Consider the following 16,053-nt stretch of genomic DNA (forward strand, 5'->3'; position numbering starts at 1 on the left):
AAATTCTCTGTTACGTTTCCTGAGTATGTCCGGAAAGCACTTGATCGAATCCCCGACCAAGGCCGATGGCGCCGCCCTCTGGCGAATCGCGCGCGATTCGCAGAAGCTTGATCTCAACTCTCCGTACGCATACCTGCTGTGGTGCCGCGATTTCGCGGAGAGTTCGGTGGTCGCCCGAGTCGACGGCGAGGCGGTGGGTTTCGTCATCGCCTACCGGAGGCCGTCCGAGCCCGACGTCGCGCTCGTGTGGCAGGTCGCGGTCGACTCTTCGCAGCGCGGGAAAGGCCTGGCCGGGCAGCTGCTCGACGCCTTGTACGCCCGCCTGGTCGACGACGGGGTGCGTTTCCTCGAAACCACGATCACCCCTGACAACGAGGCTTCGATCCGGCTCTTCGCGTCGTTCGCCAAGCGGTGGAACGCCGCGCTGGAGAGCCGCAGGCTGTTCGAAGCCGGAGATTTCCCGGAAGATGGCGAAGGTGGGCACCAGCCCGAAGACCTTTACCGCATCGGGCCGTTGATCCGTCAATAAGCCGTCAATTTCGGGGCGAGTAGGAGCAAGAAACGTCATGAGCATCTTCGAAGAGCTCGAATCGGAAGTCCGCAGTTACAGCAGGGGGTGGCCGGTCGTCTTCGACCGTGCGCAGGGCAGCTGGCTGTACGACGAGGAGGGCAAGGCCTACCTCGACTTCTTCGCGGGTGCCGGCGCGCTCAACTACGGCCACAACAACCCCAAGCTCAAGGCCGCGCTGATCGACTACATCCAGCGCGACGGCGTGACTCACGCGCTCGACATGTTCACCGTGGCCAAGCGCGATTTCCTGGAGACCTTCAGGGAGAAGATCCTCGCGCCGCGCGAGCTGGACTACAAGATCGTCTTCCCCGGTCCCGGTGGCGCCAACGCGGTGGAAGCCGCGCTGAAGCTCGCCCGGAAGGTGACCGGCAAGGAGTCGGTCATCAATTTCACCAACGCGTTCCACGGCATGACGCTGGGTGCGCTGTCGGTCACCGGCAACTCGATGAAGCGTGGCGGCGCAGGCGTCCCGCTCGTGCACGCCACCCCGATGCCGTACGACCGCTACTTCGACGGCACGATCCCCGACTTCCTCTACTTCGAGAAGCTGCTCGAAGACTCCGGCAGCGGCTTGAACGAGCCCGCTGCCGTGATCGTGGAGGGCGTGCAGGGCGAGGGCGGCATCAACGCCGCGCGCCTCGACTGGCTCAAGGGTCTCTCGGACCTCTGCGAAAGCCACGGCATCCTGCTGATCCTCGACGACGTGCAGATGGGCTGCGGCCGCACCGGCCCGTTCTTCAGCTTCGAGGACGCGGGCATCAAGCCCGACATCGTCTGCCTGTCGAAGTCCATCGGCGGCTACGGCATCCCGATGGCGCTCACGCTCATCAAGCCGGAGCTCGACGTCTGGGAGCCCGGTGAACACAACGGCACGTTCCGCGGCATCAGCCCCGCGTTCGTGACCGCCACCGAGGCGATCAACCTCTACTGGAGCGACGACGAGCTCGAGAAGTCCACGAAGGCCAAGGGCGAGCGCATCGCCGCCGCCTTCAAGGACATCGTGGAGGCCTACCCGGACGCCAACCTGGTGGCGAAGGGCCGCGGCCTCGCGCGCGGCATCGAGTTCGCGAACGGCGACCTGGCCGGCGCCGTGTGCAAGGAAGCGTTCCAGCGCGGCCTGCTGATGGAGACCTCCGGGCCCGACGGCGAGGTCATGAAGCTGCTGCCGCCGCTGACGCTGACCGACGACGAGCTGACGCAGGGCTTGTCGATCATCAACGACTCCATCGCCGCCGTCCTCAAGTAGTCCCGAACAACAGGTAAGGAGCGACCTTTGCTGGTCCGCACTCTCGACGAAGTCACCGACACCGACGCTGACATCAAGACGCCCAACTGGCGCAGCAAGCGCATCATGCTGGCCAAGGACGGCTTGGGCTTCTCGGTGCACGAGACCACGCTGTACGCGGGCACGGTGAACGACTTCTGGTACGCCAACCACATCGAGGCCGTGTTCATCACCTCCGGCGAGGGTGAGGTGGAGAACAAGGCGACCGGTGAGGTCTTCCCGCTGGCACCGGGCACCATCTACGTGCTCAACGACCACGACAAGCACCAGGTCCGGCCCAAGACCGAGATCAAGTGCGTGTGCGTGTTCAACCCGCCGGTCACCGGCCGCGAGGTGCACGACGAGAACGGCGTGTACCCGGTCATCACCGAAGAATCCGCCTGAGCCTTCCCGGCCGCCGCCGCGCCACCACCACACCCCGACAGGAAGAACGCAAAAATCAGGAGGCGAGCAACTGTGACGCTGATGGACACCCGGGTCGAGGACGGTTACCCGACCCGGATCACCGGTACGCCGGAGCAACTTCCGCGCGTGCACCCCACGGTGTGGGGTACGGAAGCAGACGGCCCCATCGACGCCGCGACCCTGGCCAACCACGAGGCCAAGGGCTACACCGTCGACGAAGGCCTGCTCTCGCCCGGTGAGGTCCAGACGTACTGGCAGGAGCTCGTGCGGCTGTCCTCCGACCAGGAGCTGCGTGCCGACGAGCGGGTGATCACCGAGGCGAAGACCGGCGAGGTCCGGTCGATCTTCGACGTGCACGTGATCTCGGACCTCATCGCGGAGCTCGTGCGCGACCCGCGGGTCCTCGACCGGGCCCGGCAGATGCTGGGATCCGAGGTCTACGTCCACCAGAGCCGCGTGAACTACATGCCGGGCTTCAAGGGCACGGGGTTCTACTGGCACTCGGACTTCGAGACGTGGCACGCCGAGGACGGCATGCCGACGCCGCGGGCCGTCAGCTGCTCGATCGCGCTCACGGACAACTACCCGTACAACGGCGGGCTCATGGTCATGCCGGGCTCGCACCGCACGTTCGTGCAGTGCGTGGGCGAGACGCCGGACGACAACTACAAGAGCTCGCTCAAGGACCAGCGCATCGGTGTACCGGCCGAGGACGACATCACGAAGATGGCGGCCGAGTACGGCATCGACCAGTTCACCGGCGCGGCGGGCACGGCGCTGTGGTTCGACTCCAACGTGATGCACGGGTCGTCGAACAACATCACGCCGTACCCGCGCTCGAACATCTTCCTGGTGTTCAACAGCGTCGAGAACGCGCTGCAGGAACCCTTCGCGGCCAGCAGCCCGAGGCCGTCGTTCATCGCCGGCCGCGACGCCACCCCGGTGCGCCGGTGACGAGGGTTACCACGGCGCGGCGGCGGGTCGGCCGTAGCCGTGAATGTGCGTCCTGTTACTTTGTCGCCACTCCGCACGGGCCTCGTGGGTCCGCCGCGGAGGAGCTGTCCGAGGCAGTCCGGGTTCTTAGCTCGGGGTGAGCCCACCCGTCCCGCCCGGACAGCATTGAGGTCGGGTGGACCGCGCCCCCTGGCGGCCCAGCCGACGTCACCGAGTCCGGCCCCGCACCATCAGATCGGGACTGATGGTGCGGGGCCGGATTCGTTTTGTCCGGGGCACGCCGCCTACGACATTCGGGCTACGGCCGCTGCTCGGTCGGGAAAACCTTGTGCATAGCCGGTGAAAAGCGACTGACACGCGCGTGTCCGGCGTGTGGGTTCACGAAAGAGTTGTGTCTGTCGGCTCATCACCACGGTAGGTTGTGCCTCCTGGCGGGGGAGACGCCGGAACCAGCCCGGGGAGGTGCGCGCGAGCATGGCCGAAAACGCGGGCGCGCACGTGCAGCTGCTCGGCCCCGTCACCCTGCTCGACGGTGCACGTGCAGTTTCCATCGGCGGTCCGGGCGTCAAAGGCCTGCTCGCGCTCCTGGCGTTGAAGGTCGGCAAGGTCGTACCGCTCGAGGAGATCATCGACGCGCTGTGGGGCCACGACCCGCCCGCCACGGCGCGGACGATCGTGCACGGCAACGTCTCGCACCTGCGCCGCGTGCTGCGCCACCTGGGCGGCGACTCCGTCGCGGAGATCCTCACAAGCCCGCCCGGCTACCAGCTGGCCGTGGATCCGGCGCGCATCGACGTGCACCGCGCCCGGGCCTTGCTGGACCGCGCCGTGCTGGAGCCGCCGGAGCAGGCGTCGACGCTGCTGGGCTCGGCGTTGGCTCTGTGGCGGGGACCCGCGCTGTCCGGCGTGCCTGATTCGGTGCGCGCGCCCGAACTGGAGGACCTGCGCCTCGCGATCCACGGCGCGCGCGTGGATGCCGACCTGGAGCTGGGCCGCCACAACGAGCTGATCGTGGAGCTCAGCCCGCTCGTGCGCGCCGACCCGCTGGCCGAGCGCGCGGCCGGGCAGCTCATGCGCGCGCTTTACCACGCCGGCCGCCGGGGCGACGCGCTGGAGCTCTACCGCACCGTCTCGCGGGCCACGCTGCGCACGCTCGGCGTGGAACCGGGCGGCGAACTGAGGTGGCTGCACGAGCGCGTGCTCAACGACGATCTGGACGTCGCCGTCCCCGAGGTCGCCGGGCCGGTGAAAGCGCCTTCACAGCTGCCCGCCGCGGTGCCTTCGCTCGCCGGGCGCGACGCCGAGCTGGCGTGGCTCGACGGCCTCGCAGAGACCGGCGAGAGCACCGTCGCCGTGGTGTCCGGGACGGCGGGCGTCGGCAAGAGCGCGCTGGTCGTGTGGTGGGCCCACCACACGGCCGCGCGGTTCCCGGATGGTGTGTTGTTCGCTTCGCTGCACGGTTTCGACCCTCGGCACGCGCCGCTGGAGCCCGCGGAGCTGCTCACGCAGTTCCTGCTGGGCCTGGGCGTCGCGACGGGTGACGTGCCGGAGCAGCTCCACGAACGCGTCGCGTTGTACCGCTCGCGCATCGCGGGCCGCCGCATGCTGGTGCTGCTCGACGACGCGCGTTCGGCCGAGCAGGTGCGGCCGTTGCTGCCGCCGGGTTCGCGGTCGATGACCGTGGTGACGAGCCGGTCGAAGCTCGAAGGCCTGGCTGTGTCCAATGCGGCCCGGCTGCGTGTGCTGGCCACTTTGGCGCCCGGCGACGCGGTAAGCCTGATCGAAGAGCTGGCCGGGCCGTCGGACTTCGACCTGAACCACGCCCTGGCGCGCTTGTGCGGCTACCTGCCGCTGGCCCTGCGCATCGCCGGTGCGCGCCTGTCAGCCAGTCCACAGTGGACCGCTCAGGACCTCGTCGACGAGCTGGGCAACGAACGCACCCGCCTTGCCGCCCTGGAGCTCGACGGCGCGGACGACGGCGTGCGGGCCGCGTTCGACGTCTCGTTCCGTGGCCTCCCTTCGGACCTGGCGCGCCTCCTGCTGCAGCTGGGCGTCCTGCCCGTCCGCCGGGTCGGCCCGCACCTGGCGGCCGCGGTGGCGGCCATGCCCGTGGACCGCGCGCGCCGCGCCCTGCGCACCCTGGCGGCGCACAACCTGCTGACCGAGACAGCCCGCGGCGTCTTCGCACCCCACGACTTGGTGCGGCTCTACCTGAGGGACCTCGCGGAGTCCGAACTGGACAGTGGTTCGACGGAAGCGGTCCTGGTCCGCGCCGTGCACTTCTACCAGGCCGCCTCCGACACGGCCCGCCGCCGCATGCTGCGCATCGTCGACCCGCTCGACCTGACCGGCCTCCTGCCGGCCGCCGCCCTTCCGGCGCTGCGCACATTCGACGAGGCCCAGGACTGGTTCGGGGCCGAGTGGGCCAACCTCCTGGCGGTCCTGGACGCCGCGTATTCCGCCGCGTTGTACGGCGACGTCTGGCGCCTCGCCCGGGTTTCGCACACCTACCGCGTGGTCTGTCCCCTGCTGGACGAGTGGACCCGCCTGGTGGACCTGGGCCTGGCCGCCGCCGAGGCCTCCGGCGAGATCCTCGGCCAGTGCTGGATGCTCATTTCGCGCTGCGCCATCGCCCTGACGTTCGAGCTGCCCGAGGTCTGTCACGCCGACGCCGAACGCGCACTGGACCTCGCGGTGCGGCTCGGCGACAAACGCTCCATCACGGTCGCCAACATCCACCTCGGCAGCGTGCTGTCCCTGCTGTCCCGCCACGACGAAGCCATCTCCCGCCTGCTGGAGGCCGTCGCCGAAACCGAACGCACCGGCGACCTCGAGCTTCGTGGGCAGGCGCTGAACAACTGCGCCGAGACCGAGAAGCGCGCCGGCCGCTTCGAGGAGGCGGTGGCTCACGAGCTGGCCTCACTGGCGATCGACCGGGAGCTGGGCAACGACAGCTACGCCGTCGTGTCGCTGAACAACCTGGCCGACTTGTCGCAGCGCTTGGGGGATTCGGCCAGGGCCTCGCGTTATGCGTGGGAGGGGATCGACCTCGCGCACGCCCGGGGGTTCGACCTGCACGAGGCGATCCTCCGGGTGACTCTGGCGCGGATCTTGCGGTCGTCGCCGTCGACGGCGGGGTTGGCTCGGGACCAGTACGCCCTGGCGGCGGTGCTGTACGGGCGGGTGAATCCGGCTCAGGTTCCGGAGGTGCAGGCGGAGGCTGCTGAGCTCGGGGCTGCTGGGCTGGAGGCTGGTGAGCTGGAGTGACCGGCTCGACAGGCTGAGCGGTTCGTTGGCGCTGCTTTCGCGTCTGCTTTGAGGGCTTGCCTCTGGCGAGCGCAGGCCCGGCAGGTGTCTTGGCCGGCGTTTTGTCGCCAGGCTGCACAGAGAACGGACTCGGGGACGTCCCCCCCCCGCCAGGGCGGGGGCTGTCTGTCGGGGCCGGAGGGGCGCCCCCTCGGGCGCAGCCGGAAGCCGGAGAACCGCTGGTCGGTGGGAGCTGGTGACCGGCATGGTGCGGAGATCAGGTGAAGATCGCTCCGCGAGGGGATGCGCAAGAGGTTTCTTGCACAGTGTTCACCCACGTTTGCGCAGGTCGAGGATACCCCGCATGGGCATACTTAGTGGTTTCTTAGCGTCCAGGGGTGGGGGCCGCGTAGGGTCGTAGGCGGTGTCGGCGGAGCCCTAGGGGAGGGGCAGGCCGTGAAGCCGGCGCCGCGGGTCCGCGGTCGCGTGCGGCGGGTCCGGAAGAGTCGCCAGGAGCGGCTCGGTGGCGGTTGGCCGGCCGACTTGGGGGTAGGCCGGCCGGCCGCCAGGCCCTGAGGTGGCGAGAGCACCTGGGCGGTCATCCGAGCGGCCGGGGGGCCTGCCGATCGAACTTCGTTCGTCCAGGGCGTCGCCGGGACGGTGCAAAGCCTCGGCCGTCACTCCACGTTCGCCGTGCACAGCGCGATCGTCGAACCACTGTTGTCGGCTACGGTCTTGCCGTCCACGAGGATCGTGCAGGAGATCTGGTTCACGACGCTCGCGTTGGCGGTGTCGGCGGTCAGGCTGAGGATCGGGGTGCCGCCGCTGAAGGAGCCGTGGCCGTGCCACTGGTCGGTGCTCGCGGGGGCCGACTCGGTGCGCTGGTCGTTGAGGGTGCCGTAGCGGACGGTGGCGCCGCCGGCCGACGTGACGACGAAGTCGACGTTGTGTTCGTCGCCCGGGGTTGGCGGGATGTGGAGGTCGCCGGCGCTGCTGGTGCCGAAGACCGACGGGAACAGCACCATCGTGGCCGACAGCAGGGCCGCGATCACCGCGACGATCACCGCCGTCACCGCGATGCCGCGGCCGCCCGCTGTGCCGCGCGTGGCCTGGACCGTGCCGACGAGCCCCAGCGCCAGCCCGACGCCCGCGAGCGGCCACGCGACGAAGCCGTAGTCCGGCATGAACGCCGCCGCGATCGCGGCCAGGCCGAGGACCAGGCCGACGATGCCCAGGGCGTTCGGCTTCGGCTTGGGCGGAGTGCGGTCCGGCGGCGTGGGCAGGACCCGGCCGGGAGCGGCCGCGAGCCGGGGGTCGGGCGGGATCACGCGCCAGGAGCCGGAGTCCGACGAACCGCCGCGGTGGGCCGAGGCGGCGGGTTCGGCTCGCCACGTGCCGGAGTCCGAAGCTCCGGGGTCACCGGCACTACGGCGCGCACCGTCGCCTGTTCCGCCGAGGCGTGCAGCGGGATCGAGGCGCCACGCACCCGAGCCGGAAGATCCGGATCCGCCACTGCGCGAAGCGGCGGCACCGGAATCCGCAGTTCCTTTACTTCGATGCAAGGAATCCGCGGAATCACCACCGCGCGCCGCGGAATCACGACCCCGGGCCCGGTTGTCGGAACCGGTGCCAGGCGGCGCGGAAGCACGTCCGGAAGAGCGGCCGTGGCGCGCGGGGGCGGAGAGATGCCGCGGGTCGGGGGAGGTCATGCGGGGGCCTTCCGGGTCGAAGTGCGACGACGTTAACCCACGCCGACCAGTGGGAGGCGAAATCGTTACGCAGCAGAAAATGTCATTTATTCACCCCGCCGAACCCGCACCTGTCATTTACTACCCCGCGCCCCAGCACGTGACCACGTTGTTCGAGGGAAAGCGCTGGAGCATTCGCCGCGTCTACCCGTTATCGGCGCCGAGAATGAACAAAGCGCGCGAAATCAGTGGTCGAACAAGCTCACTTCGGGCGTGATCTCGAGCAACTCATGGACGGGGCGCCCGCGGCGGCCGTCGATGGTCGTCGTCCGGACCACGCGCAGGCGGGCGGTCACCGGGCGGTCGAGATTCTCCTTGATCTGGTCGAGCAGGTCCTCGGCGACGGCGCCCTGGATCGTGCCGCCGGACTCGCGCTCCAGATAGAAAATCCGCCGCCGCGTGCGGACGCCGTCGAGTCGGCCGGAGACGGTCTCGTAGCCCACGGCCTCGCGCGACTCGCGCAGGCTGTCCCTCAGGATCCGGGCCTGCTCGGTCGTCACGCTGCGGGTCACGTGCTCGCCCGCGGTGGGCGTGAGCGCCATGCCGATGCCGGCGTGCTTGCTCACCGCGTTGACGATGTCGCTCACCGCGTTGCGCACGGTGTCGCGCTGCAGCAGCACCGCGTCGAGCGCGCCGTCGTCGGAACCGTTGGCGGGCAGGAAGTCGCAGAGCTCCTTGACCGCGCGCTCGGACAGCGTCTCGATGCCGTCGTGGATCAGCGCGTCGTCGAGCGCGGGCTCGGGGAAGCCGAAGAAGATCGCGTTGCCCGCCTGGCCCTTCTGGATCAGCGGCGCCTTGTCGCGATCGGCCTGCTGGACGAAGGTGACTTCGTTGGACGGGTTGCGGATGATGTGCCCGATCTTCGCCGTCGCGTCCTGCAGCGCGCGGCTGATGTCCGAGAACGTGTACGCGTCGATGTGCGTCTCACCGATCACCGACACGTGCAGCAGCGGCGCGCGCGAGGTGCGCTCGAACTTGGCGTTGGCCGCCATCGCGGACGCGCGCGCCAGGTCGTCGAGCCACGTACCGCCGGGGATCTCGTCGGCGATGCGCCGGAACTCGTTCCTCACCAGACCATCTCCGGGAACCCCTTGCCGCCCTCGGCCCACACGGACTCCCACACGTCCTCGTCGCCGGGACGGCAGAGGAACCCGTCGAGCATGCCGCCCACCGGCTGCACCTGCTCGAGGTACATCGCGGGCTGCCCGACGATGACTCCGCGCAGCGTGAGCAGGCCATACAGCGCCGTGCGCCCGCCGTCGTCGAGCCGCTTGAGCGCGCCCCACTCGTCGGGCAGCAGCACCACGTCGAGGCCACGCGGCGGGTGGCCCGTGCGCGTCACGAACGCGCCGCCGATCCACGCGCGGCCCGAAGAGATCACCCGGCGGGCGACGCCGAGGTAGCTGTTGAGCGCGCTGAACAGGATCTCGCGATCGTTCTGGTGCGGGGCGTCGAACACGAGCCGTTCGTAGACGTCGGCGAGATCGGCCTGGTGACGGCCCGGCGGCAGCAGGTTCTGCGGCGTCCAGTGCGGGAGCGCCATCGGACCTCCTGACCTAGCGAACCTCGACGAGAGGCTCACGGCTCCCGCTCACACCATGCTCACAGTGCGTAGCCGAACTTACCAGGTGGGTGTCAGCCACCTCGCCCAGGTCGGCGCGGCGCGGACTTGCGGGGTTCGTCGTCGCGCGGCCACCCGCCCACGGGCTCTTCGGCGGACGGCCAGTTCAGGTCACCCGAGAGGTGCGGTTCGGGCTCCGGCAGTCGCCCGATCCGGTGGCCGAAGGGCTCGTCCGGGGCGTACGGCTCGTCCGGGTCCACCTCGGGGTAGTCGTTGTAGACCCGTTCGGGTGGCTCGTCGTAGTCGTAGCTGGGCACTGGGATGTACTGCGTCCGCTCGGACTCGCTGGGCTCCGGAACAGAAGCCACCGAAGCATCAGCCGGAGCCGCCTCCCGAGCCGGCTCCGAAGACCGCGAGGGACGCTTCGGCCGCCCCGCCTGCATGATCAGCCACATCACCAGCGCCCCCAGCAGGAACGCGATGAGCAGCCACAGCCAGATCTGCCCGAAGAGCCAGAGCATCCCCATCACCTCTCTTCGACTGTGATCTCGACGCGCCGGTCCCCGCCCTCACCCGGCGCGGCCGTACCGCTGCCCCGCACGAGCAGCCGGTTGGCCGGCACCCCGCCGGCCGTCAGCAACCGCATCACCGCTCGCGCCCGGCTCTGCGAAAGCCGGACAGCCGCCGCGCGCCCGCCCGGCCCCTCGGCGACGTGCCCGGTGATCCGGTAGCGCAGGTCGTCCGGCGCGTTCTTCAGCAGCTTCGCGACGGCGCGCGCCGCCTGCGTCCCCGCCGGAGTGAGCTGCGCGGTGTTCGGCCTGAACTCGATCGGCGTGCCAGCCAGCTGCGCGTCCAGCTCCTCCTGCACCCCGGCGCGATCGGTCGGCGGCGCGGACGAAGTCGTACTCGGCGGCGTGCTGCTGCTGGACGGCGGGCTCGTCGTCGACGGCGGTGTGGACGTCACCGACGGCGGTTTCGGCGCCGCCCCACCGGAAACCTCCGCGGATTCGACCCCTTCGACGCCCTGCACGATCCCGAGCGCACGTCCGGCCTGGTCCGCCGGGAAGCCCGACAACGTCGCCTGCCGGCCCGAGAACGACACGTCGCCGCCCTGGATGCCGGCCGCGGCGAGCGCGGAGCGTGATCGCCCGGCGAGGTCACCCTCGATCCCGTCAGCCCGCACCCACGTGACCACCCCGGCGAGCACAGCCGTGACCAGCAGTGCGACGGGGATCAGGCGGAGCCAACCGCGAGCACCGGACATAAAGGGACCATATGCCGGTCACGGCCCGTTGGCGACCTGGTCGGGCGTGCCATTCGGGTGGCGCTCTCCCGAACCGGAGCCGGGTCAGGACGCGGTGGCGTTGCCCTGGAAGTCGCGCACGTCGAGCTCCAGCGCGGCGGCCTCGGCCTGCACCAGCGGTGAGAGCTGCGGTCGCTTCGGTGACAGCCCGTCACCCATCGACTCGCCCTTGAGCTGGCGGCGGATCCACGGCAGCAGGTGCGTCTTGGTCCAGTTGAGGTCCGAGCGCCGCGAGGTGATCCACGTGGCCGGCTCCGCGGTCGGCGCGTACGGCTCGCGCCAGTCCTCGGTCACGGGCAGGCCGAGCACCTCGGCGGTCAGCAGCGCGATGCGGCGGTGCGCGTCGGGCGTGAAGTGCAGGCGGTCGTCGCTCCAGGCACGGCGGTCGTGCAGCGGCTCCATGGTCCACAGGTCGACCATCTTCGCGCCGTGGCGGGCCGCGATCGCCCAGAGGTAGGTGTTGTAGATGCCGATCTTGCCGCGCAGCACGCTCATCACCGAGAGCGCCTTGGTGTCGGGACCGTTGAAGATCACGACCGGGATGCCGGCTTCGCGCAGCTTCACCACACCGGCCTCGAAGCGGGCCGCGATGGCGTCGACGTCCGCGCCCGGCACGATCACGTCGTTGCCGCCCGCGCACAGCGTGACCAGGTCGGGCTTGACCTCCAGCGCGATCGGCAGCTGCTCGTCCATGATCTCGTCGAGCATCTTGCCGCGCAGCGACAAGTTGGCGTACTGGAAGTCCGGCCGCCCCGCGGCGAGCATCTCCGCGAGCCGGTCGGCCCAGCCCCGGAAGGAGCCGTCGGGCAGCTCATCGTTGAGGCCTTCGGTGAAGCTGTCACCGATGGCCACGTAGCTGTCGATTCCGTACACGCTGGGATCCCCTTTCCCGGTCTAGCCGCGCTTACCCCGGGTTAAGTTGTACACCACAACTAACAATCGGACTTCCCCGTATCCTTCCTGGCAGCCACCCCTGATTTGGCCGGAAGGCACAGTCTCTTACCTTGTCGGCCTCTCGCGCGTCCGTATTACGGGAATTTCACCGCTTTCCCGGGTGACGAACCGCTCAGACAAACACCCATCGGACACGCTGTGTGGCGAAGGTCTCCCGCTTCGGGCCTGCCGACCCGGTATCCGGCACGCTGGGGATGTGACGGACGAGACGACGCCTTCGCGCGAGTCGCTCGCGCAGATCCTCGGTGGCCGCCGTGGGGCGATCGACGCCAGCATCCCGCCGGTGGCCTTCGTGGTGGGCTGGCTGGCCACCGGGCAGTCGATCTCGTGGGGCGCGATCGTCGCCATCGGGGTCGCAGTGGTGCTCGGCTCCTACCGCCTCGTCCGCGGCGACAAGGCGCGTGCGGTCGTCGTGAGCCTCGCGGCCGTGGTGATCGCCGCGCTCATCGCGTTGCACACCGGCCGCGCGGAAGACTTCTTCCTGCTGCAGCTGCTCTCCAACGCCGCGAGCGCCCTGGTCTTCGCCGCCAGCATCGTGGTGCGCTGGCCGCTGCTGGGCGTGATCGTGGGGCTCCTGCTCGGACAGAAGACGCGCTGGCGCCGTGACCCCGCGCTCCTGCGCGCGTACTCGTGGGCGAGCTGGGTGTGGGTGCTGCAGTACCTGATCCGCGTGGTGGTCTACGGCCTGCTGTGGTGGGGTGGGCAGGTCGTGACTCTCGGCATCGCGCGCACCGCGCTCTCGTGGCCCCTGGTCGCGGCGACCGTGGCGGTGAGCGGCTGGGTGCTGTACAAGGCGCTGCCGGCCGGGCACCCGGGCCTGCGGCTCGCGTCGGAACCGGGATCGAAAGACGGCCCCAGGACATAAGGCGGCCCCCGGCGAGGGGGGAGGGTCCGGGGGCCGTTGCCTACGGTACCCGGACCGGAGGGTTGAGTCGACGGTTTGAACACTTCGAACCAGGTTTTGGTCGTATTCACCTTGCCGAAGGCCGCGCCGCCGTCTCTCCCCAGGCGTCGACGGCGGCCAGCCACGCGGCGCCGAGCACCCCGTCGGAGCTGGTCAGCACGTCGAGCCCGGCCAGTCCGGTTTTCACGAGCGGTCCGACCGGCCCGGTTCCCGTGAGGACGCTGCCCACCAGCACCACGGGAGTTTTCTCGCCCGGGTCGCGCGTGGCGAGGGCCGTGGCGACGAGAAGATCGGCTGCCCGGGCCACGATTTCCGTTGCCGAGGCTTCGCCCGCGGCGGCCGCGGCGCTCACGAGGGGCGCGAACCGGGCGAGCCGGATGGGCGCTTCGGCGTTGACCTTCGTGATCAGCGCACGCGCCGTGCCCAACCGATTCGCTTCCGTGACAAGCGGGTTGGGGAAATCGGGATTGTCTGAAGTGGCCCCGTCGTCCCGGGAGTCCACAGCAGACGGTCCGAACGCCTCGGCGAGCACGGCAGCCGGCAGCCCGGTGAGCTCCGCCCCGCGGCCGAGCGCCTCCAAAGTGGATCGCACGGCCTCTCGCCCGAGCCAGAACGCCGAGCCCTCGTCGCCCAGCAGCCAGCCGTAGCCGCCCGCCGTGGCGGTCATCCGCCGGTCGCGGATGCGGCCCGCGATCGAGCCGGTGCCCGCCACGAGCACCGTGCCGTCGGGAGCCGACGTCGCCGACGCGTACGCGACTTCGGCGTCGGCCACCGTCCGAACCGCACCGGCCAAACCGATCCGTGACCACGCCCCGGCGAACACCGCCGCGACGGCGGGGTCGGACAGCTTGCTCACCCCGGCCAGCCCGACCACGGCGGCGCGCACGTCCGTGCGTCCGCCGAGCGCCCGCTCGATCGCCGAGGCGATGCGCTCGGCCGCCTGCGCCGGCGGGTGCGAGTTGGGGTTGGCGCCGCCGGCCGTCGCGGAGCCGAGCACGACGCCGGTGGCGTCGACCGCGATCGCTCGGGTCGACGTGCCACCGGCGTCCACGCCCACGACGAGACTCACCGGGTCTTGGTCACCTTGAGCAGCCCGCGCGGGCTGTCCGGGTCCCCGCCGCGCGCAAGTGAAAGCCCGAGCGCGATCCGCTGGATCGGCAGGATCTCCAGGATCGGCGCGAGCTCCTCGGCCGTCTGCGCCACGGGGATCCGCAGCGCCGCCTGCACGTCGGCAGACGCGGATCCGACGGCGAGCACGTCGGCGCCGCGCTTGCCGACGGCCTCGAGCACCTCGCCCATCGCCTCGCCGCCGTGGCCCGCGCTGGTCACCGCGAGCACGGCGGTCTCGCCGTCGACGGCCGCGACCGGACCGTGAAGCAGGTCCGCACCGCTGTACGCGCGGGCGGCGAGGTAGCTCGTCTCCGCCAGCTTCAACGAACCTTCGAGCGCCGTCGCGTACGAGTAACCGCGGCCGGTGGTGAGCACGCGGTCGACGAAGCGGTAGCGGTCCACCGCGCGCTGCACGCCTTCGGCCGCGTCGTCGAGCGTCTGCTGGGCGAGGTCGCCGAGCTTCTGCGCGTCGGCCGCCTTGCCGCCGCGCACGGCGTCGATGAACAAGTACAGCGCGAGCAGTGTCGCGGAGTACGTCTTCGTCGCGGCCACCGCCTTCTCCAGGCCGGCGCCGATGTCCACGCCCAGCTCGGCCGCCGCGCGCAGAGGCGAGTCCGGCGTGTTCGTGACCGACACCGTGAGCGCGCCCTGACGACGGGCGGCTTCGGTGACCTCGATGAGGTCGGGAGAGCCACCGCTCTGGCTCACGGTGACGAAGAGCACGTCCTTCAGGTCTGGTCGTGCGCCGTAGAGCGTGGCGGTGGACGGTGACACGAGACCCGCGGGAAGACCCAGGAGCACCTCGATCAGGTACTTGGCGTACAACGCGGCGTGGTCACTCGAACCCCGGGCGGCGAGCAAAGCGAAACGGGGCGGCTTTTGTGAAATCTTTTCAGCTACGTCGGCTATTTCGCCCTGCCGCTCGACCAGTCCGGCCAGTACGGCAGGCTGCTCCGAGATTTCCGCGGCCATGTGCTCGCCGGGATGTTGTTGGGTCATCACTTTCCTCTCCGCCGGGACCGGAGCCCCGGGTGTGCTGAGCGGCGTGCGGTCAGGTCTAGACCAATGCTAGCCGGGCGGAGCGTTTGTGGTGAAGGGTACGTTTCTTGACGGGGAAGTGGCGCGATAGTGAGGGAAAGCTGAGGGAGCCGGTCATGTTGGAGACATCCCCCGCGAGTGAGGCGGGGACCACGGCGGGTGTGCGCGGACAGCGCGAACCCAAGTACTGGGCGCTGAAACAGCACCTGCTGGATCTGCTCGAGGCTCTGCCGCCGGGCTCGCCGATTCCGACGGAACGGGCGCTGGCGGGCGAGTTCACCGTGTCGCGCACCACCGTGCGGCAGGCGCTGGCGGACCTGACGGCCGAGGGTCGCTTGCACCGCGTTCAAGGCAAGGGCACGTTCGCGGCCGAGCCGAAGCTCGCGCAACGGCTGCAACTGTCCTCGTACACGGAGGACATGCGCAAGCAAGGCCTGAAGCCGTCGTCGAAACTGCTCGAACTCGAAGAATTGCCCGTGGAGGGCGAACTCGCGAAACTGCTCGCGATCCGCCAGGGTGCGAAAATTCTTCGCCTTCGCCGTCTGCGGCTGGCCGATTCCCAGCCCATGGCGCTGGAGACGACGCACCTGCCGCTCGGGCGCTTCCGCGGGCTGCGCAAGCACATTTCGGCCGGAGGGTCGCTCTACGCAGTGCTTCGTGAGCACTACGGCGTCGAGCTGGAGCGGGCCGAGGAGACGATCGAGACTTCGCTCGCCGGCCCGCAGGAAGCCGAGATGCTCGGCGCGGACGTCGGCATGCCGGTGATGATGCTGACGCGGCACTCGTTCGCCACCGACGGCAAGCCGGTGGAGTTCGCGCGCTCGGTGTACCGCGGCGACCGATACAAGTTCGTCACGACGCTGCTGCCGTGAGCCGGGCCGGGGGGCCCGCGAGCCGTCGCCGGGCCGGGCGTGGGTGGTTGCGCCCGGACCGGCATCGCGACACCGTGTGCGCATGACTTTCGAGCGTGCCCG

15 protein-coding genes are annotated in these 16,053 nt (G+C 70.0%); 7 read left to right on the forward strand and 8 right to left on the reverse strand.

Annotated elements, in window-relative coordinates; translation table 11 throughout:
• Window positions 1-25: 25 nt before the first annotated feature.
• The 5 genes from ectA to AB0F91_RS00290 all read left to right on the forward strand — a co-directional run bounded on the left by ectA (window position 26) and on the right by AB0F91_RS00290 (window position 6,482).
• The gene (ectA, locus tag AB0F91_RS00270) at window positions 26-529 is read left to right on the forward strand and encodes a diaminobutyrate acetyltransferase (protein ID WP_360593442.1); all 504 of its coding nucleotides are present in this window, start codon (window positions 26-28) and stop codon (window positions 527-529) included.
• A 37-nt stretch (window positions 530-566) separates the two neighbouring features.
• Entirely contained in the window at window positions 567-1,817 is a 1,251-nt protein-coding gene (gene ectB / locus AB0F91_RS00275) for a diaminobutyrate--2-oxoglutarate transaminase (protein ID WP_360593443.1), read from the forward strand.
• A gap of 27 nt (window positions 1,818-1,844) precedes the next feature.
• The gene (locus AB0F91_RS00280) at window positions 1,845-2,240 is read left to right on the forward strand and encodes an ectoine synthase (RefSeq protein WP_360593445.1); all 396 of its coding nucleotides are present in this window, start codon (window positions 1,845-1,847) and stop codon (window positions 2,238-2,240) included.
• 72 nt (window positions 2,241-2,312) lie between these two features.
• The gene (thpD, locus tag AB0F91_RS00285; protein WP_360593447.1) at window positions 2,313-3,215 is read left to right on the forward strand and encodes an ectoine hydroxylase; all 903 of its coding nucleotides are present in this window, start codon (window positions 2,313-2,315) and stop codon (window positions 3,213-3,215) included.
• Window positions 3,216-3,689: 474 nt separating this feature from the next.
• Window positions 3,690-6,482 carry a BTAD domain-containing putative transcriptional regulator gene (locus tag AB0F91_RS00290; RefSeq protein ID WP_360593448.1) on the forward strand — a complete coding sequence of 931 codons (2,793 nt, stop codon included), beginning with the start codon at window positions 3,690-3,692 and terminating at the stop codon, window positions 6,480-6,482.
• Between the two features lie 656 nt (window positions 6,483-7,138).
• On the opposite strand, the gene AB0F91_RS00295 is transcribed toward AB0F91_RS00290, so the two are convergent.
• From AB0F91_RS00295 to AB0F91_RS00320, 6 genes are all read right to left on the reverse strand, one after another.
• Complete coding sequence (locus tag AB0F91_RS00295) at window positions 7,139-7,789, reverse strand: hypothetical protein (RefSeq protein WP_360593450.1); 651 nt, start codon at window positions 7,787-7,789, stop codon at window positions 7,139-7,141.
• Window positions 7,790-8,394: 605 nt separating this feature from the next.
• Window positions 8,395-9,279 (reverse strand): hypothetical protein, encoded by an 885-nt coding sequence (locus AB0F91_RS00300; RefSeq protein ID WP_360593451.1) that lies wholly within the window; start codon window positions 9,277-9,279, stop codon window positions 8,395-8,397.
• Complete coding sequence (locus tag AB0F91_RS00305; RefSeq protein ID WP_360593453.1) at window positions 9,276-9,752, reverse strand: hypothetical protein; 477 nt, start codon at window positions 9,750-9,752, stop codon at window positions 9,276-9,278. Before AB0F91_RS00305 ends, AB0F91_RS00300 begins: the two co-directional genes overlap by 4 nt.
• Window positions 9,753-9,844: 92 nt before the next feature.
• Window positions 9,845-10,291, reverse strand: coding sequence for a LapA family protein (locus AB0F91_RS00310; protein WP_360593455.1), 447 nt, complete (start codon window positions 10,289-10,291; stop codon window positions 9,845-9,847).
• Window positions 10,292-10,296: 5 nt separating this feature from the next.
• Entirely contained in the window at window positions 10,297-11,034 is a 738-nt protein-coding gene (locus AB0F91_RS00315; protein ID WP_360593456.1) for an OmpA family protein, read from the reverse strand.
• 84 nt (window positions 11,035-11,118) lie between these two features.
• Window positions 11,119-11,946, reverse strand: a complete 828-nt coding sequence (locus AB0F91_RS00320) for an SGNH/GDSL hydrolase family protein (protein ID WP_360593457.1) — start codon at window positions 11,944-11,946, stop codon at window positions 11,119-11,121.
• Window positions 11,947-12,223: 277 nt separating this feature from the next.
• Between AB0F91_RS00320 and AB0F91_RS00325 the strand changes: the two genes are divergently transcribed.
• Window positions 12,224-12,892: a DUF3159 domain-containing protein gene (locus tag AB0F91_RS00325; protein WP_360593459.1), complete on the forward strand. Its 669-nt coding sequence runs from the start codon at window positions 12,224-12,226 to the stop codon at window positions 12,890-12,892.
• Window positions 12,893-12,998: 106 nt separating this feature from the next.
• Here AB0F91_RS00325 and AB0F91_RS00330 read toward each other — a convergent pair whose 3' ends face one another.
• On the reverse strand, window positions 12,999-14,000 hold the full coding sequence (locus AB0F91_RS00330) for a BadF/BadG/BcrA/BcrD ATPase family protein (RefSeq protein WP_360593461.1): 1,002 nt from the start codon (window positions 13,998-14,000) through the stop codon (window positions 12,999-13,001).
• The gene (locus AB0F91_RS00335) at window positions 13,997-15,040 is read right to left on the reverse strand and encodes an SIS domain-containing protein (protein WP_360593462.1); all 1,044 of its coding nucleotides are present in this window, start codon (window positions 15,038-15,040) and stop codon (window positions 13,997-13,999) included. The genes AB0F91_RS00330 and AB0F91_RS00335 overlap by 4 nt, the downstream gene beginning before the upstream one ends.
• Window positions 15,041-15,195: 155 nt before the next feature.
• Between AB0F91_RS00335 and AB0F91_RS00340 the strand changes: the two genes are divergently transcribed.
• Window positions 15,196-15,951 carry a GntR family transcriptional regulator gene (locus tag AB0F91_RS00340; protein ID WP_360593463.1) on the forward strand — a complete coding sequence of 252 codons (756 nt, stop codon included), beginning with the start codon at window positions 15,196-15,198 and terminating at the stop codon, window positions 15,949-15,951.
• The last annotated feature ends 102 nt before the right edge of the window (window positions 15,952-16,053 follow it).

The organism is Amycolatopsis sp. NPDC023774 (assembly GCF_040639695.1).
Lineage (GTDB): Bacteria > Actinomycetota > Actinomycetes > Mycobacteriales > Pseudonocardiaceae > Amycolatopsis.